Consider the following 23,686-nt stretch of genomic DNA (forward strand, 5'->3'; position numbering starts at 1 on the left):
CGGCGGGCGGTTTTGCACCTCGGCGGCCTCGGCCTCGGCCGGGGTTCCCGCCTTGAGCGCGTGCGCGTAGGTCAGCATCGCGTCCCGGTAGTTCCGGTTGTTCGCAGTCAGCTGGATGTAGCACTCGCGCAGCTGTTCGGCTTTCCGCTGCTTCTCCGCGGCCTCCAGCTCCGCGCTGCGCAGCCGGTCCGCGTGTTCCAGTTCCTGCAGTTTCGCTCGCAGGCCGAGCCGCTGAGTGAGAACCGCGGAAGCGAGCGTCCCGGACACGCCGACGACTCCGATGATCAGCGCGACGACAGTGGCGAACATCCGGACCTCATCGAGTTCGTTCGGCTGATGGACGGGCACGTTCGGCTTTCCGCCATAGCACGTTAGCGGCACGCCGGGCTCCGGGCCCAGCGCGGCGCACGACCCCGGCACCCCGGGCGCGGCAACCCCACCACCCCACCGCAGCCGACGCACCCCACCCAGCGGTGCGCCCAGCCCCTCCCCCCGCACCCCGATACGAAGCCTCCCTGCGGTTCGGGGTGCCCCAACGCAACGCAGTACCGAAACCCCAAACCGCCACCGACTGATCCGCCAGTCAACAGACAATCGCAACTCCTTGGCACACAACCATTCCCACAAACCGTTACATCCCCAACCCCACCAGAGTTGCGATTTTCGCAACGCAGCATTACCGTCTCGCCCCATGGACGAAACGGACCAGCTGAGAGACCGGGTGCGGCAGCTGATCCACTCCATGCCCGTGGCCCAGCGCGAATTCGCCGCCGCCATCGGCCTGGACCAGACCAAACTCTCCAAAGCCCTCAACGGCGCCCGCCGCTTCTCCCCGCACGAACTGGTCCGCGTAGCCGAATACTCCGGCGTCACGGTGAATTGGCTGCTCAACGGCAGCGACGACGCCAAAACCGTCACCGCCGTCCCAGCCCCCGCCGCCGGAACCGCGAGCGACCCCGACGACCTCGCCCACTCCGAGCCAAGACGGCGAATCCTCGAAACCGCGTGGCAGCTCATCGCCGAACGCGGCTACCACCGGGTCCGCATCGCCGACATCGCCCAGGCGTGCGGCACCAGCACCGCCGCCATCCACTACCACTTCCCCACCAAAACCGAAGTCCTCGACGAAGCGTTGCGGCGCAACGTGAAGCTCGCGTTCGACCGGCAGGTCGCCGAGCTGCACGCGGTGCCCGGCGCGCACGACCGGCTGCTCAAGCTGGTCGAACTCCAACTGCCCACCGAGGGCCTGCTGCGCGCCGAATGGTCGGTGTGGCTGCAGGTCTGGAACGAGGTCGCGCTCGACCCGCGGCTGCGTTCGCTCTACACCGATTCCTACGACCGCTGGTACCAGACCATTCTCATGACCATCCGCACCGGCCAGGAACAGGGCGCGTTCCGCCTGGCCGACCCCGAGGCCGCCACCGCCCGGCTCACCGCGCTGATCGACGGCCTCGGCATCCAGGTGCTGACCGGACGCCCCGGCAGCACGGTGGGCGCGATGCGCGCGCACCTGCACGACTTCATCGACCGCTCGATCGTCCAAGGAGCCTGATGAACCACGAGGTCATCGTCACCTGCGCGCTCACCGGCGCGGGGGACACCACCCGCCGGAGCCCGCACGTCCCGGTCAGCCCGGCGCAAATCGCCGAAAGCGCCGTCGAGGCCGCCAACGCCGGCGCGGCCGTGGTCCACATCCACGTGCGCGAACCCGAGACCGGAGCCCCGTCGCGGGACGTCGCGCTGTATCGCGAGGCGGTGCGGCTGGTCAAAGAGTCCGGTGTGGACGTGGTCGTCAACCTCACCGCGGGCATGGGCGGCGACCTCGTCATCGACGCCGAAGACCCGCTCAAGCCGGTCGACGGCACCGACCTCGTCAACGCGCACGACCGGCTCCCGCACGTCGAAGAACTCCTGCCGGACATCTGCACGCTCGACTGCGGTTCGCTGAACTTCGGCGAGGGCAACCAGCTCTACGTGTCCACTCCGGACATGCTGCGCACCGGCGCGAAGCGGATCCAGGAGCTGGGCGTGAAGCCCGAACTGGAGATCTTCGACACCGGCAACCTGTGGTTCGCCACGAAAATGGTCGAGGAAGGCCTGATCGACCCGCCGCCGCTGTTCCAGCTCTGCATGGGCATCCCGTACGGCGCGCCGCCGGATCCCGGGCTGCTGCAGGCGATGGTGCACCTGCTGCCCGAAGGCGCGCAGTGGGCGTCGTTCGCCATCGGGCGCGACCAGATGCCGTGGGTCGCGCAGTCGGTGCTGCTGGGCGGGCACGTCCGGGTCGGGCTGGAGGACAACCTCTACCTCGCGCGCGGCGTCAAGGCCACCAACGGGCAGCTCGTCGAACGCGCGGTGGACATCGTCCAGAAGCTCGGCGCGGACATCGCGAGCCCGGACCGGGCGCGGGAAATCCTCGGGTTGAAGGAGCGTGCCAATGCCTGAGGACACTGTGGACACCGTCGCGTGCATCGGGGCTGGAGTCATCGGCGGCGGCTGGGTCGCGCATTTCCTCGCCCAGGGCTTCGACGTCCGGGCCTGGGACCCCGCGCCGGACGCCGCCGAGAAACTCGAACGACTCGTCAATGCGGCTTGGCCGGCGCTCACCGAACTGGGCCTCAAGCCGGGCGCGAGCCGGGACCGGCTCACCGTCACCGCGACGCTCGCGGAAGCCGTCGACGGCGTGGGCTTCGTCCAGGAAAGCGCGCCGGAAGACTTGGCGCTCAAGCAGAAACTGCTCGCCGACATCGACGCCGTCACCGCTCCGGACGTCGTGATCGCCTCGTCCACCTCCGGTTACGGCATGACCGAAATGCAGGTCGCCGCGAAAACCCCGGAACGGCTCGTGGTCGGGCATCCGTTCAATCCGCCGTACCTGATCCCGCTGGTCGAGGTCGCGGGCGGGAAGCTCAGCGCGCCGTGGGCGGTCGAGCGGGCCGCCGAGTTCTACCGGCGCGTCGGCAAGTCCGTGATCACGATGGACCGCGAGGTGCCGGGGTTCATCGCGAACCGGCTCCAGGAAGCGCTGTGGCGGGAAGCCCTGCACATGGTCGCGAACGGCGAGGCGACCGTCGAGCAGATCGACCTCGCGATCACCGACGGGCCGGGGCTGCGCTGGCCGGTCCAAGGCCCGATGCTCACGTTCCACCTGGCCGGCGGCGAGGGCGGCATGGCGCACATGCTGGACCACTTCGGACCGTCGCTGAAGTCGCCGTGGACGCGCCTCGAAGCCCCGGAACTCACCAAGGACCTGCGCGACGCCGTGGTCGCCGGGTGCGACGACGAGGCGGACGGGCGCACGATCGCCGACCTGATCGCCGAACGCGACCGGGCGGTCATCGCGATCCAGCGCGCGGTCGGGCAGGCCCGTCGTGGCTGAGTACCGCGACCGGGTCCGTCCAGAGTGGATCGACTACAACGGCCACCTCTCCGAGCCGTATTACGTGCTCGTCTTCGGCGACGCGACCACCTCGCTGATGGACATCGTCGGCCTCGGTCCCGGCTACCGCGAGAGAACCGGGGCGTCGCTGTACACAGTGGAGGCTCACGTCCGGTACCTGCGCGAAGTCGGCGCGGACGCCGAACTCAAAGTGACGACCTCCGTGCTGTCAGTCGGCGCGAAAAAGGTGCGGCTCTGCCACGAGATGCGGGTCGGCGGCGAGCTTGTCGCCACCGAAGAGCTGTTGTGCCTGCACGTTTCCGGGGGTCGCGCGACGCCGTTCCCCGCCGAAATCGCCACCGCGCTCGACACGCACCTGGCCCCGGTCCCGGACTACGCGGGACGCGCCATCGCCTGATCCCCTCCCCCACCGTGTCGTGAGTGGCAATGCCGGTTCCCACCGGCATTGCCACTCACGACACCCGCTCGAAAGTCACCCATGGAAGCCCGATGTAAACCGACCAACGTTTCCCGCCGCCGATTCCTCACCGCAGCCGTCGCCGGCGCCGCGCTCGCCGGTGCCGCTCCTCTGCTGGCCGCCTGCGGCTCCACCGTCGCCGCGGCCGTGCCCTCCGGGCCGCCCAAACGCGGCGGCACCCTCCGCGTCGGCGTCACCGGCGGAGGCGCGTCCGACACGCTCGACCCGCACATCCCGGCCACGAACCCGGACATCGCGCGCGTGCTCAACCTCTACGAGCCACTCCTGCTGCGCGATCACGACTACCGGCTCCAGATGCTGGTCGCCGAATCGCTGAAGTCCTCGCCGGACGCGCGCACCTGGACCGCCGTGCTGCGCTCCGGCATCCGCTTCCACGACGGCCGCCCGGTGACCCCGGCCGACGTCGTCGCGACCTTCCGCCGGATCACCGATCCGAAGGACCCGAAGAGCGGCGCGGCCGGGCTGACCATGCTCGGCGAGGTCGTCGCCACCGGCGACCGGACCGTCGAATTCCGGCTCACCTCCCCGAATTCCGGCTTCGACGACCTGCTCGGCCAGTACAGCCTCGGCATCGTCCCGGCCGATTTCGACGTCAAACGGCCGATCGGCACCGGACCGTTCAAAGCCGACACGTTCACCGCCGGGCTGCAGAGCACCTTCGTGCGCAACGAGCACTACTGGCGGCCGGGCGAGCCGTATCTGGACCGGTTGTCGCTCATCAACTTCGCCGACGACGACGCCCGGATCAACGCTCTCCTCTCGTCCCAGGTGGACGCCATCGACCAGGTCCCCGTCGCGCTCGTGGACGTGCTCCGCAGCGATCCGCGCATCCAGGTGCTGCGGTCGGAAACCGGGACCTGGCTGCCGTTCACCATGCGCGTGGACCGTCCGCCGTTCAACGACGTGCGCGTGCGCCAGGCGCTGCGCCTGGTGGTCGACCGCGAGCAGATGATCAACCAGGTGCTCAGCGGACAGGGCCGGGTCGGCAACGACCTGTACGCGCCCTTCGACCCGGCGTACAACCGGCAGCTGCCGCAGCGGAAGCAGAACATCGCGGAAGCGAAACGGCTGCTCGCCGAAGCGGGCAAGCCGAATCTCGACATCGAGCTGGTCACCGCGCCGATCCAGGCGGGCGCGGTCGAGGCCGCGCAGGTGTTCCAGCAGCAGGCCAAGGCAGCCGGCGTGAACGTGCGGATCCGGAAGATCGACACCACCACGTTCTACGGCGAGAACTACCTGTCCTGGGATTTCGCGCAGGACTTCTGGTACACGCGCAACTACCTGCCGCAGGTCGCGTCCGGTTCGCTGCCGAAAGCGCCGTACAACGAAACCCATTGGAACGACCCGGAATTCACCGGCCTCGCCACGCGGGCGAGCGCCACGGTGGATCCGAAAGAGCGCGCCGCTCTGCTGCGAAAGGCCCAGCAGATCGAGTACGAACGCGGCGGCCTGATCGTGTGGGGGTTCGTCGACCAGGTCGACGCCTACCAGTCCTATGTGGCCGGATTCGTGCCGGACCGGACCGGGATCTCGCTGTCGGGCTACCAGTTCCGGCAGGTCTGGCTCGGCACGGCGGAAGGCGGCGCGGCATGACCCGGCTGATCCTCAAACGGCTTCTCGTGAGCCTCGTGGTGCTGTGGCTGGTCACCCTGCTGGTGTTCGTCGCGACACTGCTTCTGCCGGGCGATCCGGCGCGGGCCATCCTCGGCCAGCAGGCGACTCCGGAGCGGATCGCCGCGCTGCAGCACCAGCTGTACCTCGACGAACCGGTCTGGCAGCGCTATCTCTCCTGGCTCGGCGGCCTGTTCACCGGCGACCTCGGCACGTCGACCTCGACCCAGGGCCCGGTCACGACGCTGCTGGCGGACCGGGTGTCGGCCTCGCTGGTCCTGCTCGTGCTCGCCGCGGTGATCGCCACCCCGCTCGGGCTCGCGCTCGGCACGTGGAGCGCGATGCGCCGCGGTCGCGCCGGCGACCAGGTGGTGTCCGGAGTCAGCCTGGTGATCGCCGCACTGCCGGAGTTCGTGATCGGCGTGGCGCTCATCGTTCTCTTCGCGACCACAGTGTTCCGTTTCTTGCCCTCGGTCACGCTCACGCCGCCAGGCGAAGCGGTATGGGCACAACCAAGTCAGCTCGTGCTCCCGGTGCTCACTCTCGTGCTGGTCGTGACGCCGTACATCACCCGGATGATGCGCGCGACGATGAACGAAGTCCTCGATTCCGGCTACGTGGAAATGGCGCGGCTCAAGGGAATGCGCGAGCGGACGGTGCTGCTGCGGCACGCTTTGCCGCACGCGGTCGGGCCGGTCGCGCAGGTCGTCGCGATCCAGCTGGCCTGGCTGGCCGGCGGCGTCGTGGTGGTCGAATTCCTGTTCCGCTACCCCGGCATCGGCCAGGCGCTGATCGACGCGGTCGGCAAACGCGACGTCGCCGTGGTCCAGGCGGTGACGCTGCTGATCGCCGCGGTCTACATCGTGGTGAACCTGCTGGCCGACGTGATCGGCATCCTCGCCGATCCCAAGCTCCGGACGGAGGCAGTGCGATGACCGCGGTCGAAGAAGAACAGGTGGTCCCCGCCGTCCCGGAAACGCCGCCGCGCGCGGCCGGGCTGATCCGCACCGCCTGGGCGTTCCCGCAGGCCAAAGTCGGCACCGTGCTGGCCGGAGTCGTCGTCCTCGTGGCGCTTCTCGGCCCGTGGCTCGGGCCGGTCATCACCGGGCACACCACCACGGACTTCGCCGGGAAACCGTTCAAACCCGACGGACTCATGGGAACCGACGGACTCGGCCGCGACGTCCTCACGCGCTTCTTGGCGGGCGGCACCACGCTGCTGCTGTACGCCGTCCTCGCCACCGCGCTCGGCATCGTGCTCGGCGCGCTGCTCGGCATGATCGCCGGATACGGCGGCGGCTGGCTGGACAGCCTGCTGATGCGCGGCAACGACGTGCTGCTGTCGTTCCCGCAGCTGGTCATCGCGTTGCTGGCGATCGCGGTGATCGGCCCGAAAGGCTGGTTGCTGGTGCTGGTCATCGGGCTGACGCACGCGCCGCGGACCGCGCGGGTCGCCCGGCAGGCGACGGTTTCGGTGCGCAACCACGACTACATCCGCGCCGCCGAGATGTACGCCGTCCCGCGCAGCCGGATCCTGCTGCGCGAGATCCTGCCGAACATCACCGGCCCGCTGATGGTGGAGCTGGGCCTGCGGCTGACCTATTCGATCGGCTACATCGCCTCGCTGTCGTTCCTCGGGCTCGGCATCCAGCCGCCGGCCGCGGACTGGGGCCTGATGATCAACGAGAACCGGATCGCGCTCGTCGTGCAGCCGTGGGGCGTGCTGCTCCCGGTGGTCGCGATCGCGGTGCTGGCCGTCGGCACGAACCTCGTCGCCGACTCGCTCGCCTCGGCCGCGGCCGGGCGGACCCGGGAGGGACGGGCATGACGACCGCTCTGGAGGTGACCGGACTGGCCGTGCACACCGCGGCGGGCCGTCCGGTGCTGCATTCGGTGTCCTTCGAGATCGCGCCCGGCGAGGTCCTCGCGCTCGTCGGCGAATCCGGCTCCGGCAAGACGACCGCCGGATTGGCCGCGCTCGGCCATTTCCGGCGCGGGCTGGTGTCCGGCGGCGGCAAAGTGGTGCTGCACCCGCGCGACGGCGAGCCGGTCGACGTGCTGACGCTCGACGACGCCGCGCGCCGCGAGTTGCGCGGCAGCGCTGTCGCGTACATCCCGCAGGACCCGGCGCTGTCGCTGAACCCGGCATTGCGGATCGGGCGGCAGATCGCTGAAGTACTGGAAACACACGGATATCCGGGTTCTGCGAACGACCGGGCGGCCGAGGTGCTCGCCGAGGTCGGGCTGCCTTCCGACGAGGCCTACCAGCGGCGATACCCGCATCAACTGTCCGGCGGACAGCAGCAGCGGGTCGGCATCGCGATGGCTTTCGCCTGCCGCCCGAGCGTCGTGGTGCTGGACGAGCCGACCACTGGGCTGGACGTGAAGACCCAGGCGCTGGTGCTGGAAACCGTCCGGCAGCTGACGTCCGAGCACGGTGTGGCGGCGCTGTACATCACGCACGACCTCGCAGTGGTGGCGCAGCTCGCCGACCGGGTCGCCGTGATGTACCAGGGAAACCTGGTCGAATGCGGCGTCGCCGACGACGTGTTGCGACGGCCGAAGCACGCGTACACCAAGCGTCTGCTCGCGGCGGTGCCAGACCTCGGCGCGGAACCCGCCGCTGCTCCCCCGCCGGACGACGCAGTGCTCGCCGCGCGCGACATCCGGATGTCCTACGGGCAGCAGAAGGTGCTGCGCGGCATCGATATCGCCGTGACGCGCGGGGAAAGCGTGATGCTGCTCGGCGAATCCGGCTCCGGGAAAACCACGCTGTCGCAGTGCATCGCCGGGCTGAACCGCGGCTTCACCGGAACCGTCGCGCTCGAAGGCACCCCGCTGGCCCCGGCCGCCCGGCAGCGCAGCACCGACGAACTGCGGCGGATCCAGTACGTCTTCCAGAGCCCCTTCTCGTCGCTGAACCCGCGCAAAACGATCGCGCAGTCGATCGAGGTTCCGTTGGTGCGCTTGACTTCCCTCTCCCGCACCGAGCGCCGGAAGCGCGTCGCCGAGACGTTGGACCGGGTACGCCTGCGGCAGGACCTCGCGAACCGGCTGCCCGACCAGCTCAGCGGCGGCGAACGCCAGCGCGCCGCGATCGCCCGCGCGCTCGTCACCACTCCGGACGTCCTGGTGTGCGACGAGGTCACGTCGGCGTTGGACGTGTCCGTACAGGCCACAATCGTGGAGCTGCTCGGCGAACTGCGCCGGGAACTCGGCATGGCGATGCTGTTCGTGACCCACAACATCGCCCTCGCCCCGGAGGTGGCGGACCGGATCGCGGTCCTGCGCGGCGGCGAGATCGTCGAGGAGGGCACGGTCGAAACGGTGCTGAACTCCCCGTCGCACGAGTACACCAGCGAGCTTCTCGCTACGACGCCGAGGCTGTGAGGAGCCGGTCATGACTGTTCACGGAGCGGTAAAGCCCGGTTACGAGGGCGTGCGGGAAGCTTTCGGCGACATCATCGACACGACCACCGGCGGTGCCGCGTTCAGCGTCTTCCGCGACGGCGCTCCGGTGGTGGAACTGTGGGGCGGCTCGGCGGCGGACGGCGTGCCGTGGACCGAGGACACCCGGGCCGTGCTGTTCAGCGGCACCAAAGGCGTGGTCGCGACCGTCCTGGCGATGCTGACCGCACAGGGGAAGCTCGACCCGGACGAGCGGGTCGCCCGCTACTGGCCCGAGTTCGCCGTGGCGGGCAAGGAAAACGTGCCGGTCTCGCAGGTGCTCTCGCACACCGTCGGGCTGCCCTACGTCGAGCCCGACCTGCCCATGCTGGACAACGCGGCGAACGCGAACGCCCTCGCCGCCCAGCGTCCATTGTGGACTCCCGGCGCGAAAGTCGCCTACCACGCGCTCACCTACGGCTACCTCGCCACCGAACTGGCCCGGCGAGTCGCCGGCGAGGACCTTGGAGTCCTCGTCCGCGACCTCCTAGCCGAGCCGCACGGTCTCGACCTGCGGCTCGGCACCCCGCCGACCGTCCCGGTCGCCACGCTCCGCCGTGCGCCCGGCTACCGGATCAGCACGTTCCTCCAGGACGAGGAACGCCGCCGGATCGTCGAACGGATGTACCGCGGTCTTCTCGATTCCGGCGACTCGATGAACTCGCCGGAATACCGCGGCGCGACGCTGGCCGCAGGCGGCGCAGTCGGCACCGCGACCGCGATGGCCCGCCTGTACGACCTGCTCCGCTCCGGCAAGCTCGTCCCGGACGACATCCTCGCCCAGGCCACCCGCACCTGGTCCGAAGGCATCGACGCGATCAACGACCGCCCGCTGCGCTTCGGCCTCGGCTTCGAACTGGCCGACCCGATCGGCACCTACGGCCCCGCCAGCGCCGACCCGGCCGCCTTCGGCCACTCCGGCGCCGGCGGAGGCCGCCACGGCGCGTGGCCGTCGCGGGGCCTGGCGTTTTCCTTCGTGACGAACGAACTTCAGGCCGAGGACGTCGACCACCGGGCTTCCTCGCTGCTGGCGGCGCTGCACGAGGCCGCCTGACCTACCGTGGACGCATGCGGATCGTGTCCCTGCTGCCCGCCGCCACCGACCTGGTCGCCGTCCTCGGCAAGACGGGCGACCTCGTCGGCCGCACCCACGAATGCGACTGGCCCGCCGAGGTCGCGTCCGTGCCGGTGGTGACCGCCGCGGACCTCGACTCCAACTCCCTGACCAGCCGCGAAATCTCCACCGCCGTCGGAGCGTCCCACCAAGGATCGTCGCTCTACTCAGTCGACCTCGATCAGTTGGCCGCACTCGCACCAGACCTCGTGCTCACGCAAGACCTGTGCGAGGTCTGCGCGGTGTCCTACACGCGCGTCGCGGCGGCGGTACGGATGCTCGACGCCGGACCGCGCGTGCTCAGCCTCGAACCCCGCACCCTGGACGAAGTCCTCGACTGCCTGACCACGCTTGGCGACGCACTCGGCGTCCCGGACGTCGCCGCTGCCCGAGCAGCCGAGCTCCGCACACGGCTCGCCGCTGTCCGTCGCCAAACCGCCGGACTCCCCCGGCCGCGGGTGGTCGCCCTGGAATGGCTCGACCCGCTCTGGCCCGCCGGACACTGGGTGCCCGAGCAGATCTCCGCCGCGGGCGGCACGCCGCTCCTCGCCGAACCAGGCGAGCACACCAAGCCGATGACGTGGGACGACGTGGTCGCCGTCCGGCCGGACGTCCTGCTCGTTCTCCCCTGCGGCTTCTCGCCGGACCGCGCCGAGGCCGAACTCGACGTCCTCACCTCGCGCCCAGGCTGGGCCGACCTGCCCGCAGTCCGGAACGGCCGGGTCTGGCTCCTCGACGGCCCGGCGTACTTCAACCGTCCGGGCCCGCGTGTAGTGCGCGGCGCGGAGATCCTCGCGACGGTGCTCCACGGCATTCCGGCTGATCCCCCAGTCAGCGCCGACGAAGCCCGCCCGATCTGACCGTTCCCGCCAGCGCTTTTTTCACCGAACCGTCCAGTCCGCACCGCCGTTTCCCTCGATCCCCGAAAAGATCGCCCGTCCGGGAAGCCAAGCGCCCCCTTCCGTGTTGTCCTCAAAGCAGGATCGGCACGAAATGGGGTGCGTCGCATGGCAACACCCGAACGGCACGCGGCGGACTACCCGGCGCCTCGGCTGGCCGTCGATCTCCCGATCGCCGCCCTCCTGATCGCGTCCCTCGCCCACTGGATCCGCGGCGCCCCCGCCGACGGCGTCATCTTCTTCGCCGCTGCGATCCTCCTGCTCTTCACCGAACGCCACAGCATGGCCGCCGACGCCCTCCTCGCACCCTCCACCCGGCTCCCCGGCGCCTCGCTGATAGCTGCCGTCGCACTGGTAGCACTGGTCTTCGGCCGCCAGACCGTGCCGATGTTCCTCACCATCGCCGCGATCGGCATCGGCGCGCTGGTCGTCGAATGGCGGGACCCGTCGCTCCCGCCGCAACCGGTCCCGCGGCGCGGGTGGCTGTGGGTCGCGCTCGCGATCTCCTGGTGCCTCTGGGAACTCGTCTCCTTCGTCTACGAACAAGCCGCGGGCGGACTCTCGCTCACCCACCCGACGATGAGTGACCTCGTCGACCCGATGCTCGACAACCGCGTCGTCCAGGCCCTCGCGCTCGGCGTCTGGGTCGCCGCCGGGCTGGCGATGCTGCGTGCCGCGGCCGCGGCGAGGAGAACGGCATGAGCAGCAGGCTGATCACCGAAATCGGCTTCGGCGCGATCGTGGCCGCCGCCGTCGTGCTGTGGCTGGGCAGCCGCCTGTTCCCGAAGAAGATCCCGCCGCTGACCCGGGTCCTCTCCGCGCTGATGCGCAAGCGGTCCACGCGGATCGCGCTCGTGCTGGCCTGGTGGTGGGTCGGCTGGCATTTCTTCGTCCAGAGCTAGCCCCGGGCAAATCATCGATTATTTCTGCTATAGTCGATGACATGACCACCACCGAACGCCTCGAGGTCTCGCGGCTCGTCCCCGCCCCCGCCAGCGCCGTCTTCGCGGTCCTCACCGATCCGCAGGGCCACGTCGACATCGACGCCTCCGGAATGCTCATGGACGCCGAAGGCGAACCCGTCGCCCAGGCCGGCGACCGGTTCGTGGTCCACATGGACCGGCAGGCGCTCGGCGACCGGCCCATCGGCAAATACGACGTCGAGGTCGTCATCACGAAGCTCGTCCCGGACGAGGAGATCGCCTGGACCGTCGAGGGCAGCCTCCGCCCGCACGTCCGCCACATCTACGGCTACCGGCTCGAACCCGCCGAGGGCGGCACGCGCGTCACGTCCTATTACGACTGGTCGGAACTGTCCGACGAGTGGAAGGAGCGCCTCACGTTCCCGGTCGTCCCCGAGTCCGCGCTCAAGGCGACTCTCGGCATCCTGGAGCGCACCGTCCGCCGCCGCGCCGCCGGCTAGCGGTACCGCAACGCGGTCGGCTTGCCCTGCTCCGCCAGATACTGCTCGAAGGTAACCACGCCGTCGGCATGCTTCGGGGTCAGATTCGCGCCAGTCGCGTAACCCCGGCCGATCCGCCCCGGCACCGGCACCGAAACGAGCCGTTTGTCCTTCCCGGACGCGGCGAGCAGGGCACGCGCCAGGTCCGCCGTCGTCCGCACCTCCGGTCCGCCGAAATCCGCGACGCGGCCCTGCGGCTCGCCCTGCGCCAGCTCGACCAGCCGGGCCGCGACGTCGCGCACGTCGACCGGCTGGAAGCGGAACTTCGGCACCGGCACGACCGGCAGCCGCGCGGCGCCGGCGAGGATCGTCCGCACCAGCGAGTGGAACTGCGTCGCCCGCAGAATCGTGTGCGGCATCCCGGAATCCGCGATCACTTGCTCGGCAGCCAGTTTCGCCTGGTAGTAGCCCATCGGGATCTTGTCGGCGCCGACGATCGAGACGTACACCAGATGCGGCGTCTGCCCGCTCCACCGCGCGGCCTCGACGAGCGTGCGGACCGTCTCGACCTCGCGGCGGTAGTCCGTCGCGCAATGGATCACGATGCCGACCCCGGCGACCGCGACGTCGATGCCCCGCCCCGTGCGCAGGTCGCCGGCCGTCCATTCGACACCTTCGCTGGACCGTCGCCGCCTGCTCAACGCCCGCACCGGAGCCTCCACGGCGCGGAGCCGTTCCACGACCACCCGGCCCAGTTGTCCGGTCCCGCCGGTGACGAGGATCTGCTCGGCCACGTGGTCCTCCCGCTGCCGCACCGCCCGGGCTCAGCCGGCTCTCGTCCGCCATCCTGGCACGCCGGGCACCGCGGGAGTCAAAACCTCGAGCGAGTCAAAACCTCGAGCGCCACCGCACAGTCGGCTCGTCCGTGCTGTCCCGGCGCGGCGCGTCCTTCCGCAGCAGCACCGACAGCCGCCCGTAAGCGGTGATCAGCTCCGACGTCGCCTCGTTGCCCCGTCCCGCGCGAGCGTGGTCGAACGCCTGCCGCAGGGCGGCCAGCGTGGCCGGTTCCGCGGTCGAGAGCAGGCCCGCCGCTTCGGAAACGGTCTCGGCGAGCCCGTCCAGCATGGCTTTCGTTTCCGGCCGTCCGGGCGCGACAGTCAGCACCGGCGACAGCACGCGCAACTGGTGGTGCAGGCGATAAAGCACGGCGAGCGGATCGTTCTGCCCAGCACTGTCCATCGTGCTCTCCTCCGCTCGGTCCCCAGGGAGACGCGGCGGGGACTCCCCCATGACGCCAGGCGCCCGAATGACTTCGCTCAGGAGTCTTCCGCCTCCAACCCGTCCCGGTCGGCCCACTCCAGCAACGGCTCGAGCGAATACGCCGTGTCGTCGATGCCCGCGTGCAGATCGCCGAGTTCGGCGAACCGGGCGGGCACGGTCGCGATCGTGCAGTCGTGCGGGTCGACGTCGTCGACCTCGTCCCAGCGGATCGGCGTGGACACCAGCGCCTCCGGCACGCCGCGCACCGAATAAGCGCTGGCGATCGTGTGGTCCCGGGCGTTCTGGTTGTAGTCCACGAACAGCTTCTTCGGGTCGCGGTCCTTGCGCCACCAGGTGGTGGTGACCTCGTCCGGAGCCCGCCGCTCGACCTCGCGGGCGAACGCGAGCGCCGCCCGGCGGACGTCCGCGAAGCCCCACCGCGGCTCGATCCGGACGTAGATGTGCATGCCGCTGCCGCCGGACGTCTTCGGCCAGCCGCGGATGTTCAGCTCGTCCAGGATTTCCTCCGCCACGTGCGCGACCCGGCGCACCGTGCCGAACCCGCATTCCGGCATCGGATCGAGGTCGATCCGCCATTCGTCCGGCCGTTCAGTGTCCGCGCGGCGGGAATTCCAGGGGTGAAACTCCACAGTGGACATCTGCACCGCCCACGCCACGTGCGCCAGCTCCGTCACGCACAGCTCGTCCGCGTGCCGGTTATAGCGCGGGAACTGCACCCGCACCGTCTCCAGCCACGGCGGCGCGCCGTTCGGCACCCGCTTCTGGTGCACCTTCTCCCCGGCCACCCCGGACGGGAAACGGTGCAGCATGCACGGCCGCTCCCGCAGCGCGCGCACGATCCCGTCGCCGACCGACAGGTAGTAGCGGACGAGATCGAGCTTCGTCTCGCCGCGCGCCGGGAAGTAGACCCGGTCCGGGCTGGACACCCGGACCGTCCGGTCCCCCACCTCGAGCTCGACGGCCTCGCCCTTCGCCATGGAACCGACCGTATCCGGAAATCGCCCGGTGCGTCAGCGGTCGAACGGCACGAGGGTGAAATGCCCGACGCCCTTGGCCGCGGAATGGACCGTCCACTGGTCCGGACCGTGGCCGGGGCCCGGGTCGTAGAGCAGCCGGTAGTCCGGTTTGCGCAGCGGCAGCCGCTTGAACCAGTGGTAGTTGATCCGCAGGATCGTCTTGCTGAAGAAGCCGTCCTCCGCGAGCCGCTTGTTGACGATCATCGTGACCTGGCTGCGGTCGGAGAAGACGTCGAGGATCTGGCAGTCGCAGTAGTAGGCCAGCGTGCCGATCTCGCCCGGCCCGGCCACCGACTTGCCCTGCAGCCGCGCGCCGAGTTCCTTGCCCACCCGGGCGTAATCGGTCGAACTCGCCCAGTTGCCGAAGATGACCGGCGACGGCCACGGCACGCCCTGCGCGAGGTCCACGCCCACGTTGGCGAGCGCGACCGCGCCGCCGAGCCCGAGCGCGACGAGCGGCGGGACGCGGTTGAGCTTCGGCCGCTTCTTCGTCTCGGCGTGCCAGACGCCGAGCATCAGGACCGCGAACGAGGCCGTGCTGACGATCGGGGTCACGTAGTACCAGTGGTACGGGCCGACGCCGAGCGTCGAGTAGACGATGTAGTAGACGACGCCGCCCGCGCCGAGCGCGACGACCGGGGCCAGCGGCGGGAAGTCGTCCCACCGGCGCGCGAAGCGCAGGGCGAGCCAGCCGAGCAGCACGGTCACGCCGACCAGCGCCGAGGCAAAGGCGACCATCACGGTGAACGGCAGGTACAGGAAGTACATCATCGGGCCGCTGAAGTAGCCCCAGGCCCCGAAGAGGCCTTCCTGGTCCTGCTTGATCACCAGCGTGTCCGGGATGAACGAACCGAGCGCGAACCAGCTCGTGAGGAACCACGGCGCGGACACGATCGCCGCGGTGGCGACCGCGGTCCAGAACTTCTTGCGGATCGCCGCGGTGGAGAACGCGATCACGAGGACGAACACGACCAGGTCGAGGCGGGTCAGCACGGTCAGCGCGGCGACCGCGCCGAACAGCACCGGGCGCTTCTCCAGCGCGGCCACGACGAGCCACAGCAGGACGGTCGGGACGAGCAGCACCTCGAGGCCGGTGGCCGACAGCAGGAACGGGTTGGCGATCACCAGCAGCAGGCCCAGCACGCCGACCCACGGCGACAGGCCGAAGCGGCGGGTCAGCCGCGCCCACGCCCAGCCGATCGCGGCGCTGCTCAGCACGGTGAGCGCGCCGAGCGCCAGCACCGGGTGCGCGGAGCCGCTGATCCGGGTGACGAAGGTCAGGAACCCGAGCAGCAGGACGTCGAGCGGCGACGTCGCGGAGTTCGCGACCGAACCGGGAACGAGCGCCCATTCGCCGTGCAACGCGAGATTCTTCGCGTAGGACAGGGTGATGTACCCGTCGTCGGTGAGGCTCCCGCGCACGAGCAGGAACGAGAGCAGGCCGAGCACGGCGGCGGCCAGTGGCAGCCACGCGGCGAGGCGGGACCGGACGGGAACGCGCGCGCTTTCCGCGCTGTTCGCGTCGTCCGAAGTCGTGAGCACAGATTCATCCACCGACATGATCCCGGAACAGTAGAGGGTGTCTGACAGGCAGATGCTAACGGGCTGTCCGAAACGTCGGCGCCGCCGCACCCTCTCCCCCAGCGGTACCGGTTTCGCAACGGTTTCCCGCCGCACGGGAGAATTTCCCGCGGTTTCACGCCAGCGCGTGCCGTCCGCCGGCGCGGTCGGCGCCCTGGTCGAGGATCCGGGTCGCCACGCGGGTGATCGCGGCGTCCAGTTCGGACCGGTCGCCCGCGCCCCAGTCGCCGAGGCGCTCGGCGATCCAGTCGTGCCACGCGCGGACGAGCTTGTCCCATTCCCGTGTCCCGGATTCGGTGAGCGACCAGCTGTCCCGCGCGTAGTTCAGGTGTCCGGTCAGTTCCAGCCGCGCGAAGGCCGGTTCGAGCACCTGCGCCGGGACGCCGTGGTCCTCGCCGATCGTTTCCAGCGTCGCCGGCCGCCCGGCGCGCTGCCGGAGCCGGACCTGCAGAACGCACCACAGGCCGCCGACGTCCAGCTCCGAACCCGCCCGCGCGACGATCGCGGGCGCGGCTTTGCGGCGTTCCCGGAACAGCAAAGTCGCGATCGCCCGTTCGAGTTCCCGGTCGGGTTCGTGCGCTTCGGGCATGGCGAATCCGTCGCCGAGGTCCGGCGCGGCGGCGCGGGCGGTGTCGCGCAACGGCATTTCCTTGAGGAAGAACGCGAGCACGAAGGCGACCAGCCCGACGGGCGCGGCATAAAGGAACACGACGTGCAGCGAATCCGCGTACGCGCTGATCACCGGTTCCGAAACCGTCGCGGGCAAATGGTGCAAGGCCAGCGGAACCTGGACCGCTTTCGGGTCGACGCCCGGCGGCAGCGGATGTTCGGCGAGCGCCTTCGCCAGATTCGGGCCGAGCTGATTCGCGTAAACGGTGCCGAAAATGGCCGCGCCGAAAGAACTGCCGATCGAACGCAGGAAGGTCACCCCGGACGTCGCGACGCCGAGATCCTTGTAGTCCACCGTGTTCTGCACCGCGATCGTCAGCACCTGCATGCCGAGCCCGATCCCGAGGCCGAGGACCGCCATGTAGAGCGCGGATTCCCAGAACCCGGTGTGCGGGCCGAGCCGCGACAGCAGATACAGCCCGGCCGTCATCACCGCAGACCCGACGAGCGGGTAGATCTTGTACTTCCCGGTGCGGCTCACCAGCGTGCCGGACAGGATCGAGGCGACCAGCAGCGCGAGCACCATCGGCAGCAGCCGCACGCCGGACGTCGTCGCCGAGACGCCTTGGACGTACTGCATGTAGGTGGGCAGATAGGACAGCGCGCCGAGCATCGCGAACCCGACGACGAAGCTCATGATCCCGGCGACGGTGAACACCGGATTCCGGAACAGCCGCATCGGCAGCATCGGCTCCGGCGCGCGCAGTTCGACCGCGACGAACGCGCCCAGCAGCACCACCGAGCCCGCGGCCATGCCGATGATCACCGGCGAACCCCACGCGTAGGTGGTGCCGCCCCAGCTCGTGACGAGCGTCAGCCCGGTCGCGGCGAGACCGATCAGCAGGATGCCGAGGTAGTCGATCACCGGTTTGACCGCGGCGCGCACGCTCGGCATCGCCGACGCCGCGACCGCGAGCACCACCACCGCGAGCGGGATGTTGACGTAGAACGCCCAACGCCACGACAGATGGTCGACGAACAGCCCGCCGAGCATCGGCCCGGCCACGGTCACGACGCCGAACACCGAACCGAGCGCGCCCTGGTACTTGCCGCGTTCGCGCAGCGGCACGACGTCGGCGATCAGCGCGGTCGAGGTGACCATCAGCCCGCCGCCGCCGAGGCCCTGCACCGCGCGCCAGATGATCAGCCAGGTCATGCTGTCGGCGAACCCGCAGAAGAACGAGCCCACGCCGAAGACGACCACCGACAGCTGGAACATCAGCTTGCGGCCGAAGAGGTCGCCCAGCTTGCCGACGACGACCGTCATGATCGTCTCGGCCAGCAGGTACGCGGTGACGACCCAGGACAGGTGCCCGGCCCCGCCGAGGTCGCCGACGATGGTGGGCAGCGCGGTCCCGACGATGGTCTGGTCCAGCGCGGCGAGCAGCATGCCGAGCACGACCGCACCGAACACCGCGTGGATCTTGCGCCGCGAGAGCGCCGCCGGCGCCGGTTCCTCCCGGATCTCCTCCGCCGTGGCCGTCATCGGCTCCTCCTCGCGCGCCCGCGCCGGGCCGCTCCCGGCGCGTCCACGTAATCACCTCGGTCCACTGTGGAATAGCCGCCCGGCCGGAGCGTCGCCCGTTCCGGTGACTGTCGCGGCTCGCCGGAGCCGAATACCCTTGCGGACGCCCCGAGTTACCCGAAAGTCTCCGACGAGACCGTCCACCGTGGACATCCGCGCAGCTCCAGCGCGATTTCCGGAAGTCAAACGGGTCCTGCCCGATTTACCCGGTTCCTCCACGGTGATCTGGAGCACACCTTAAGTCCAGCCTAGGTGTGCTGCGTCACGCGGTGCGGTACCGCTAGCGTCACGCAACCATGGAATCCACAGTGGTCGCCAAAGAGGGCGACAACTACACGAAAGCACTGGGCAATCGCCAGGTGCAGATGATCGCGATCGGCGGGGCGATCGGGGTCGGGCTCTTCCTCGGCGCGGGCGGGCGGCTCCACGAAGCGGGGCCGTCGCTGGTCCTTTCCTATGCGCTGTGCGGCATCGCGGCCTACTTCGTGATGCGGGCGCTCGGCGAACTCGTCATGCACCGGCCCAGCTCCGGCAGTTTCGTCACCTACGCCCGCGAGTTCATCGGGCCGTGGGCCGGGTTCGTCTCCGGCTGGATGTACTGGCTGAACTGGGCGATGACCGGGATCGCGGAGATCACCGCGGTCGCCATCTACGTGCACAAGTGGCTGCCGGACGTGCCGCAGTGGATCACCGCTTTGGTCGCGCTCGGCGTGCTGATGGCGGTCAACCTGCTGAGCGTGAAGCTGTTCGGGGAACTGGAGTTCTGGTTCTCCGTCGTGAAGGTCCTCGCGATCATCGTGTTCCTGGTGACCGCGCTCGGGCTCGTGTTCACCGGCGCGAACATCGGCGGCACCACCGCCGGCGTGCACAACCTGACCGACCACGGCGGGTTCTTCCCGGCGGGCGTCGGCATCGCGTTGATGACGCTGCAGGCGGTCGTGTTCGCCTACTCCGCGATCGAGGTCGTCGGCATCGCGGCCGGCGAGACCAAGGACGCGCGCAAGGTGCTGCCGAAGGCGATCAACGGCGTCGTGTGGCGGATCGGCGTCTTCTACGTCGGTTCGGTGCTGCTGCTGGCGATGCTGATGCCGTGGCCGTTCTACAACGGCGGCGAAAGCCCGTTCGTCACGGTGTTCTCCCGGCTGGGCATCGGCGGCATCGGCGACGTGATGAACGCCGTCGTCCTCACCGCCGCGCTGTCCTCGTGCAACTCGGGCCTTTACTCGACCGGCCGCATCCTCCGCGCGCTCGCCGACGAGGGCGAGGCGCCGAAGTTCGTCGGCAAGATGAACTCGCGGCACGTGCCGTACGGCGGAATTCTCTTCACCTCGGTGGCTTACGTGCTCGGTGTGGTCCTGAACTACATCGTGCCGTCGAAGGCCTTCGACATCGCCACCGCAATCGCCTCGCTCGGCGTGGTCGCGACGTGGGCGACGCTGGTGTTCTCGCAGATGCGCATGCGCCAGGCGTCGTTGCGCGGCGAACTGGAGCGGCCGAGCTACCGCATGCCCGGCGCGCCGTACACGGGCTGGGCCACGCTCGGCTTCCTCGTGCTGGTCGTGGTGCTGATGGGATTCTCCGACGGAGCCGAAAAGATCGCGTTCTACTCGATCCCGGCGATCGTCGTGGTGCTCGCCGTCGGCTGGCGGCTGGTGTCTCGCAGGCGGCAGGCGCGCACCGGCGCCTGAGCGGAGCCCGCGTTCCCTCACCCCCTCGAACGCGGGACCGGCCCGGCCGCCCTTCCGGTATCCCCGGAGGGGCGGCCGGGTTCTTTCGTTTCACCACAACGGGAAGTCGGCCCCGTGCTCCGACTCCGGCCGCGGCCCGAAGATGCGCCGCTCGGCTTCGTCGATGCGCCGGTCGTTGATCGACGCCTCGCGCCGGCTCATCAGGCCGTTCTCGGCGAATTCCCACAGTTCGTTGCCGTAGCTGCGCCACCATTGCCCGTCCGCGTCGCGGCTCTCGTACTGGAACCGGACGGCGATGCGATTCTCACGGAATCCCCAGAGTCCCTTGCGCAGCGCGTAATCCTGCTCGCGCTCCCACTTCGCGGCGAGGAACTCGACGATCGCGGCGCGGCCGACGACGTGCGTATCCCGGTTGCGCCACACGGAATCCGGCGTGTACGCGAGTGAAACCTTCTCGGGATCCCGGGTGTTCCACGCGTCCTCGGCGGCCTGAACCTTCTTCAGAGCGGCGGACAGGTCGAACGGCGGAAACGGTGGCCGTGATTCGGTCATGACGGGGTCCTTTCAGTTGATGAGATGGGGATTGCGCGGATACGGCGTATGCGCGACCTGGCGCGGGGCCGGACGCCCGGAGACGACGTGCCGCACTTCGAGCCGGACGATCCGGCCGGTGTAGCCGTCGTCGCCCGAACGGCCCGCTTCGCCCCATTCGATCGCGGCGGCGCCGGAGACTTGCCGGATCTGGCCGGTGGCGAACTCGAAGAAGAGCAGCGCGGCTTCCGGGTTCGCGGCGATATTGCCGAGGCTGTTGAACAGGTTGTTGCCGGGGTAATCGGGCCACCACAAGGTATTTCCCTCGACACGGACGAATCCGGGCGCGCCGCCGCGATGGGACGCGTCCGCGCCGTGGCTGGGGTTGATGGTGCCGAGGAAGAACGTGTCGGCTGCCTGGATCAGCTCGGCGTCGCCGGGACTCAGTTCGGTGCGCTCTTGCACTGGTGCCGTCGGCACGGCGTCTTCGGACAGCACGCGCTGCTGGATGTATTGCGGGCAATTGCCGTACGCCTGCTCGATGTCGACGATCAGGTGGTCTTCGGCGGCGATGGCGAGACTGCCGTTGATCCGGACCCGGCGGCGCGTGGCGAACTCGATGCTCGTCATCCCCAGCTTCTGCCCGGCCGGGAGCCCGTGGAGCGGATCGCCCTCCGGGATCCCGCGGCGGATCGCGAGCGTCGTCGCCGATCGGGTTTCGAGGAATCCGGGCGGGCCGACGATCGGCGACGTCCACAGCCGCCCGTCAGCGTCGCGCCCGGTGACCACGAGAAGTGTCCGCTCGGCCAGGAACCCCGCCATTCCCGCGGAAATCCCGGCGGGTTCGGCCATCCGGGACAAACGCGCGGCCTGGCGTTCGACTCCGGCCTCGCGCTGGACTGCCAGCTCGCCGGCGTGGAAGGCCTGCTGGATCTGCGGGTTCATGCCACCTCCCTTTCTCACGGGTTGCGCGACGATGTTCCGTGAGAAGTTCTAGCAGTCGCTTCTCACGGATGCAACCCGTTCCATCCGTGATACGGTCTCGGCCATGGGGATGCTGCCGGACGAGGTCGTGCCGGTCCGCCTGATGGCGACCGTCTGGGCCGACACGAGCGGGCTCCACGACGACCTCCGCACCCGCGAAGACCTCGACGCATGGCTCGACGACGTCGGCATCGAGCACCGGCCGTCGTCCGCCGCCGAACTCGCGCAGGCGCGACGGCTTCGCGACGCCGTCCGCCGCCTCGCCGCTCAAGTCACCGCCGACGACCGGCAGACCCCGACCGTCGACCTGGACACCGCGCTGAGCGACTTGAACGACCTCGTCACCCGCCTGCCGGTCCCCCAATTGACCTTCGTGGCAGGAAAATTGCAGGAGAGTTCCACGCGCGGCACTTCGCTGGTCGTCACGGGATTAGCCCGCGTGGCGCGAGAATCGATCGCGCTTCTGGGCGGGCCGGACGCGGCCAAGCTGCGCGCCTGTTATGCGCCGGGTTGCGTGCTCTACTTCATGAAGACGCATCCGCGCCGCGAATGGTGCTCCGTCGCCTGCGGCAACCGAGCGCGCGCCGCACGGCATTACGAAAAGGTCCGGTCGACGCGCTGACGGCTCAGTCCAGCAACACCACCGCCGTTTCCGCTGCACGCGCGAAGACGTCCTTCGCGACCCGCATGCCCGCCATCACGACCGCGCCCTCGTGCAGCAGCATGATCCGCTCGCCCGTCTCACGCGGATCCGAAACGCCCGCCGACCCGGCCAATTCGACGAAAACGCCGAGCATCCACCTTTTGCTCTCGGTCACGACCGCGTACGCCGGATGCGCGGGATCGCTGATCTCCGCGTGCGCGTTGATCATGCTGCAGCCCTTGCCGCCGTACTTCTTCGCCCACGCCTCGGACGCGTCGAACGCCGCCGCCAGCCGGTCCCGCGGGTCCGTTCCGGCCTTCTCCAGCCACTCGCCCAGGAACTCCCGCCAGCGCGCGTCCCGGGCGGACAGATACTCCACGACCAGCCGGTCCTTGGACCCGAACCGGTCGTAGAGGGTCTTCTTGGTGACCCCTGCCTTAGCCGCGATGACGTCGACGCCGACCGCGTGGATCCCGCGTTCGTAGAACAGCTCCGACGCGGCTGTCAGCACCGCTTGCGCTTTCGGGGTCCAGTCGATCGTCATGGCCCCAGTGTATACCGATCTGTATAGTCCGGTGCCATGAGTAAACCGATCGGTATAGTCGGAGCTGCCGTCCTGTTCGTGGCGTGCTGGTCGTCGGGGTTCATCGGCGCGAAACTCGGCGCGGCGGACGCCTCTGTGCCGACCGTGCTGATGTGGCGGTTCCTCCCGCTCGCCCTGCTGCTGGCACCGTTCTTGCGGGTGCGGCCCGTTGGCGAACTGGGCAGGCACATCCTGATCGGCCTGCTGTCCCAGTCGGGCTATCTGCTCACCGTCTACTGGGCCATCGGCGAAGGCGTCAGCACCGGCACGACGGCACTCATCGACGGCGTGCAGCCGCTGGTCGCCGCCGCGCTCGCCGGTCCGCTGCTCGGCGTCGCGGCGACCGGACGGCAGTGGCTCGGACTCGCGCTGGGCCTTGTCGGAGTCGTCCTGGTCAGCTGGTCGGACGCCGCGTCGAACGCTCCGGCCTGGGCGTATCTGATCCCGTTCGCCGGCATGCTCGGACTGGTCGCCTCCACAGTCCTCGAACGCCGGGCGCGCGTCCCCGCTCCCCCGTTGCGCGCGCTGGCCGTCCACTGCGCTGCCTCGGCGGTCGTCTTCACCGCGCTCGCCCTGGCGACCGGGAACGCGGTGCCGCCCGCGTCCGGGCACTTCTGGTTCGCCCTGGCCTGGCTGGTCGTGCTGGCGACCTTCGGCGGGTACGGCTTGTACTGGCTGCTCGTCGGACGGATCGGCATGACCGCGGTGAACAGCCTGATGTTCCTGATCGCACCGGTCACCTCGGTGTGGGGCACGCTGCTGTTCGGCGAGCCGTTCACCGTGCTGACCGGCATAGGCCTCGGATTGGCCCTGGTCGCGGCTGTCGTCGCGAAC

At 69.6% G+C, this 23,686-nt stretch carries 23 protein-coding genes and 1 pseudogene; 16 read left to right on the forward strand and 8 right to left on the reverse strand.

The features are described from left to right. Positions 1-691: 691 nt before the first annotated feature. The 13 genes from ACZ7OI_RS13555 to ACZ7OI_RS13615 all read left to right on the forward strand — a co-directional run bounded on the left by ACZ7OI_RS13555 (position 692) and on the right by ACZ7OI_RS13615 (position 12,372). A complete protein-coding gene (locus tag ACZ7OI_RS13555; protein WP_470264488.1) occupies positions 692-1,552 on the forward strand; it encodes a TetR/AcrR family transcriptional regulator in 861 nt (286 codons plus the stop codon). Continuing rightward, on the forward strand, positions 1,552-2,445 hold the full coding sequence (locus ACZ7OI_RS13560; RefSeq protein WP_470264489.1) for a beta-keto acid cleavage family enzyme: 894 nt from the start codon (positions 1,552-1,554) through the stop codon (positions 2,443-2,445). The genes ACZ7OI_RS13555 and ACZ7OI_RS13560 overlap by 1 nt, the downstream gene beginning before the upstream one ends. Beyond that, on the forward strand, positions 2,438-3,379 hold the full coding sequence (locus ACZ7OI_RS13565) for a 3-hydroxyacyl-CoA dehydrogenase NAD-binding domain-containing protein (RefSeq protein ID WP_470264490.1): 942 nt from the start codon (positions 2,438-2,440) through the stop codon (positions 3,377-3,379). Before ACZ7OI_RS13560 ends, ACZ7OI_RS13565 begins: the two co-directional genes overlap by 8 nt. Beyond that, the gene (locus tag ACZ7OI_RS13570) at positions 3,372-3,797 is read left to right on the forward strand and encodes a thioesterase family protein (RefSeq protein WP_470264491.1); all 426 of its coding nucleotides are present in this window, start codon (positions 3,372-3,374) and stop codon (positions 3,795-3,797) included. The genes ACZ7OI_RS13565 and ACZ7OI_RS13570 overlap by 8 nt, the downstream gene beginning before the upstream one ends. Before the next feature lie 81 nt (positions 3,798-3,878). Next, positions 3,879-5,471, forward strand: coding sequence for an ABC transporter substrate-binding protein (locus tag ACZ7OI_RS13575; protein ID WP_470264492.1), 1,593 nt, complete (start codon positions 3,879-3,881; stop codon positions 5,469-5,471). After that, on the forward strand, positions 5,468-6,424 hold the full coding sequence (locus ACZ7OI_RS13580) for an ABC transporter permease (protein ID WP_470264493.1): 957 nt from the start codon (positions 5,468-5,470) through the stop codon (positions 6,422-6,424). Before ACZ7OI_RS13575 ends, ACZ7OI_RS13580 begins: the two co-directional genes overlap by 4 nt. Continuing rightward, positions 6,421-7,317, forward strand: coding sequence for an ABC transporter permease (locus ACZ7OI_RS13585; protein ID WP_470264494.1), 897 nt, complete (start codon positions 6,421-6,423; stop codon positions 7,315-7,317). Before ACZ7OI_RS13580 ends, ACZ7OI_RS13585 begins: the two co-directional genes overlap by 4 nt. After that, entirely contained in the window at positions 7,314-8,879 is a 1,566-nt protein-coding gene (locus ACZ7OI_RS13590; protein ID WP_470264495.1) for an ABC transporter ATP-binding protein, read from the forward strand. Before ACZ7OI_RS13585 ends, ACZ7OI_RS13590 begins: the two co-directional genes overlap by 4 nt. A gap of 10 nt (positions 8,880-8,889) precedes the next feature. After that, a complete protein-coding gene (locus ACZ7OI_RS13595) occupies positions 8,890-9,990 on the forward strand; it encodes a serine hydrolase domain-containing protein (RefSeq protein ID WP_470264496.1) in 1,101 nt (366 codons plus the stop codon). Positions 9,991-10,004: 14 nt separating this feature from the next. Further along, a complete protein-coding gene (locus ACZ7OI_RS13600) occupies positions 10,005-10,910 on the forward strand; it encodes a cobalamin-binding protein (RefSeq protein WP_470264497.1) in 906 nt (301 codons plus the stop codon). Between the two features lie 147 nt (positions 10,911-11,057). After that, the gene (locus tag ACZ7OI_RS13605) at positions 11,058-11,651 is read left to right on the forward strand and encodes a hypothetical protein (RefSeq protein ID WP_470264498.1); all 594 of its coding nucleotides are present in this window, start codon (positions 11,058-11,060) and stop codon (positions 11,649-11,651) included. Beyond that, positions 11,648-11,851 (forward strand): DUF6186 family protein, encoded by a 204-nt coding sequence (locus ACZ7OI_RS13610; protein WP_470264499.1) that lies wholly within the window; start codon positions 11,648-11,650, stop codon positions 11,849-11,851. Before ACZ7OI_RS13605 ends, ACZ7OI_RS13610 begins: the two co-directional genes overlap by 4 nt. A 41-nt stretch (positions 11,852-11,892) precedes the next feature. Beyond that, positions 11,893-12,372 carry an SRPBCC family protein gene (locus tag ACZ7OI_RS13615; protein ID WP_470264500.1) on the forward strand — a complete coding sequence of 160 codons (480 nt, stop codon included), beginning with the start codon at positions 11,893-11,895 and terminating at the stop codon, positions 12,370-12,372. Here the strand turns inward: ACZ7OI_RS13615 and ACZ7OI_RS13620 are convergent. The 5 genes from ACZ7OI_RS13620 to ACZ7OI_RS13640 form a co-directional block, all read right to left on the reverse strand. Then, on the reverse strand, positions 12,369-13,145 hold the full coding sequence (locus tag ACZ7OI_RS13620) for an SDR family oxidoreductase (protein ID WP_470264501.1): 777 nt from the start codon (positions 13,143-13,145) through the stop codon (positions 12,369-12,371). The genes ACZ7OI_RS13615 and ACZ7OI_RS13620 overlap by 4 nt on opposite strands. 94 nt (positions 13,146-13,239) lie before the next feature. After that, entirely contained in the window at positions 13,240-13,590 is a 351-nt protein-coding gene (locus tag ACZ7OI_RS13625; protein WP_470264502.1) for a hypothetical protein, read from the reverse strand. 77 nt (positions 13,591-13,667) lie between these two features. Further along, positions 13,668-14,609 (reverse strand): non-homologous end-joining DNA ligase, encoded by a 942-nt coding sequence (gene ligD, locus ACZ7OI_RS13630; RefSeq protein ID WP_470264503.1) that lies wholly within the window; start codon positions 14,607-14,609, stop codon positions 13,668-13,670. A 33-nt stretch (positions 14,610-14,642) separates the two neighbouring features. Next, positions 14,643-16,208, reverse strand: a complete 1,566-nt coding sequence (locus tag ACZ7OI_RS13635; RefSeq protein WP_470264504.1) for a hypothetical protein — start codon at positions 16,206-16,208, stop codon at positions 14,643-14,645. A 136-nt stretch (positions 16,209-16,344) separates the two neighbouring features. After that, positions 16,345-18,384 (reverse strand): MDR family MFS transporter, encoded by a 2,040-nt coding sequence (locus ACZ7OI_RS13640; RefSeq protein ID WP_470264505.1) that lies wholly within the window; start codon positions 18,382-18,384, stop codon positions 16,345-16,347. Between the two features lie 335 nt (positions 18,385-18,719). Here ACZ7OI_RS13640 and ACZ7OI_RS13645 point away from each other — a divergent pair, with 335 nt between their 5' ends. Continuing rightward, the gene (locus ACZ7OI_RS13645) at positions 18,720-20,111 is read left to right on the forward strand and encodes an amino acid permease (RefSeq protein WP_470264506.1); all 1,392 of its coding nucleotides are present in this window, start codon (positions 18,720-18,722) and stop codon (positions 20,109-20,111) included. 90 nt (positions 20,112-20,201) lie between these two features. Here ACZ7OI_RS13645 and ACZ7OI_RS13650 read toward each other — a convergent pair whose 3' ends face one another. Beyond that, a complete protein-coding gene (locus ACZ7OI_RS13650; RefSeq protein ID WP_470264507.1) occupies positions 20,202-20,663 on the reverse strand; it encodes a nuclear transport factor 2 family protein in 462 nt (153 codons plus the stop codon). Positions 20,664-20,675: 12 nt separating this feature from the next. Next, positions 20,676-21,587 (reverse strand): pyridoxamine 5'-phosphate oxidase family protein, encoded by a 912-nt coding sequence (locus tag ACZ7OI_RS13655; protein WP_470264508.1) that lies wholly within the window; start codon positions 21,585-21,587, stop codon positions 20,676-20,678. A gap of 103 nt (positions 21,588-21,690) precedes the next feature. On the opposite strand from ACZ7OI_RS13655, the gene ACZ7OI_RS13660 reads away from it, so the two are divergent. Beyond that, entirely contained in the window at positions 21,691-22,248 is a 558-nt protein-coding gene (locus ACZ7OI_RS13660; protein ID WP_470264509.1) for a CGNR zinc finger domain-containing protein, read from the forward strand. Positions 22,249-22,252: 4 nt separating this feature from the next. Here the strand turns inward: ACZ7OI_RS13660 and ACZ7OI_RS13665 are convergent, their stop codons facing one another. After that, on the reverse strand, positions 22,253-22,813 hold the full coding sequence (locus ACZ7OI_RS13665; protein ID WP_470264510.1) for a TetR/AcrR family transcriptional regulator: 561 nt from the start codon (positions 22,811-22,813) through the stop codon (positions 22,253-22,255). 36 nt (positions 22,814-22,849) lie between these two features. Between ACZ7OI_RS13665 and ACZ7OI_RS13670 the strand changes: the two are divergent. After that, positions 22,850-23,671 (forward strand): annotated as a pseudogene (locus ACZ7OI_RS13670) (DMT family transporter); the annotation flags it as partial. Between the last annotated feature and the right edge of the window lie 15 nt (positions 23,672-23,686).

This window comes from Amycolatopsis sp. NPDC114503 (assembly GCF_055633655.1).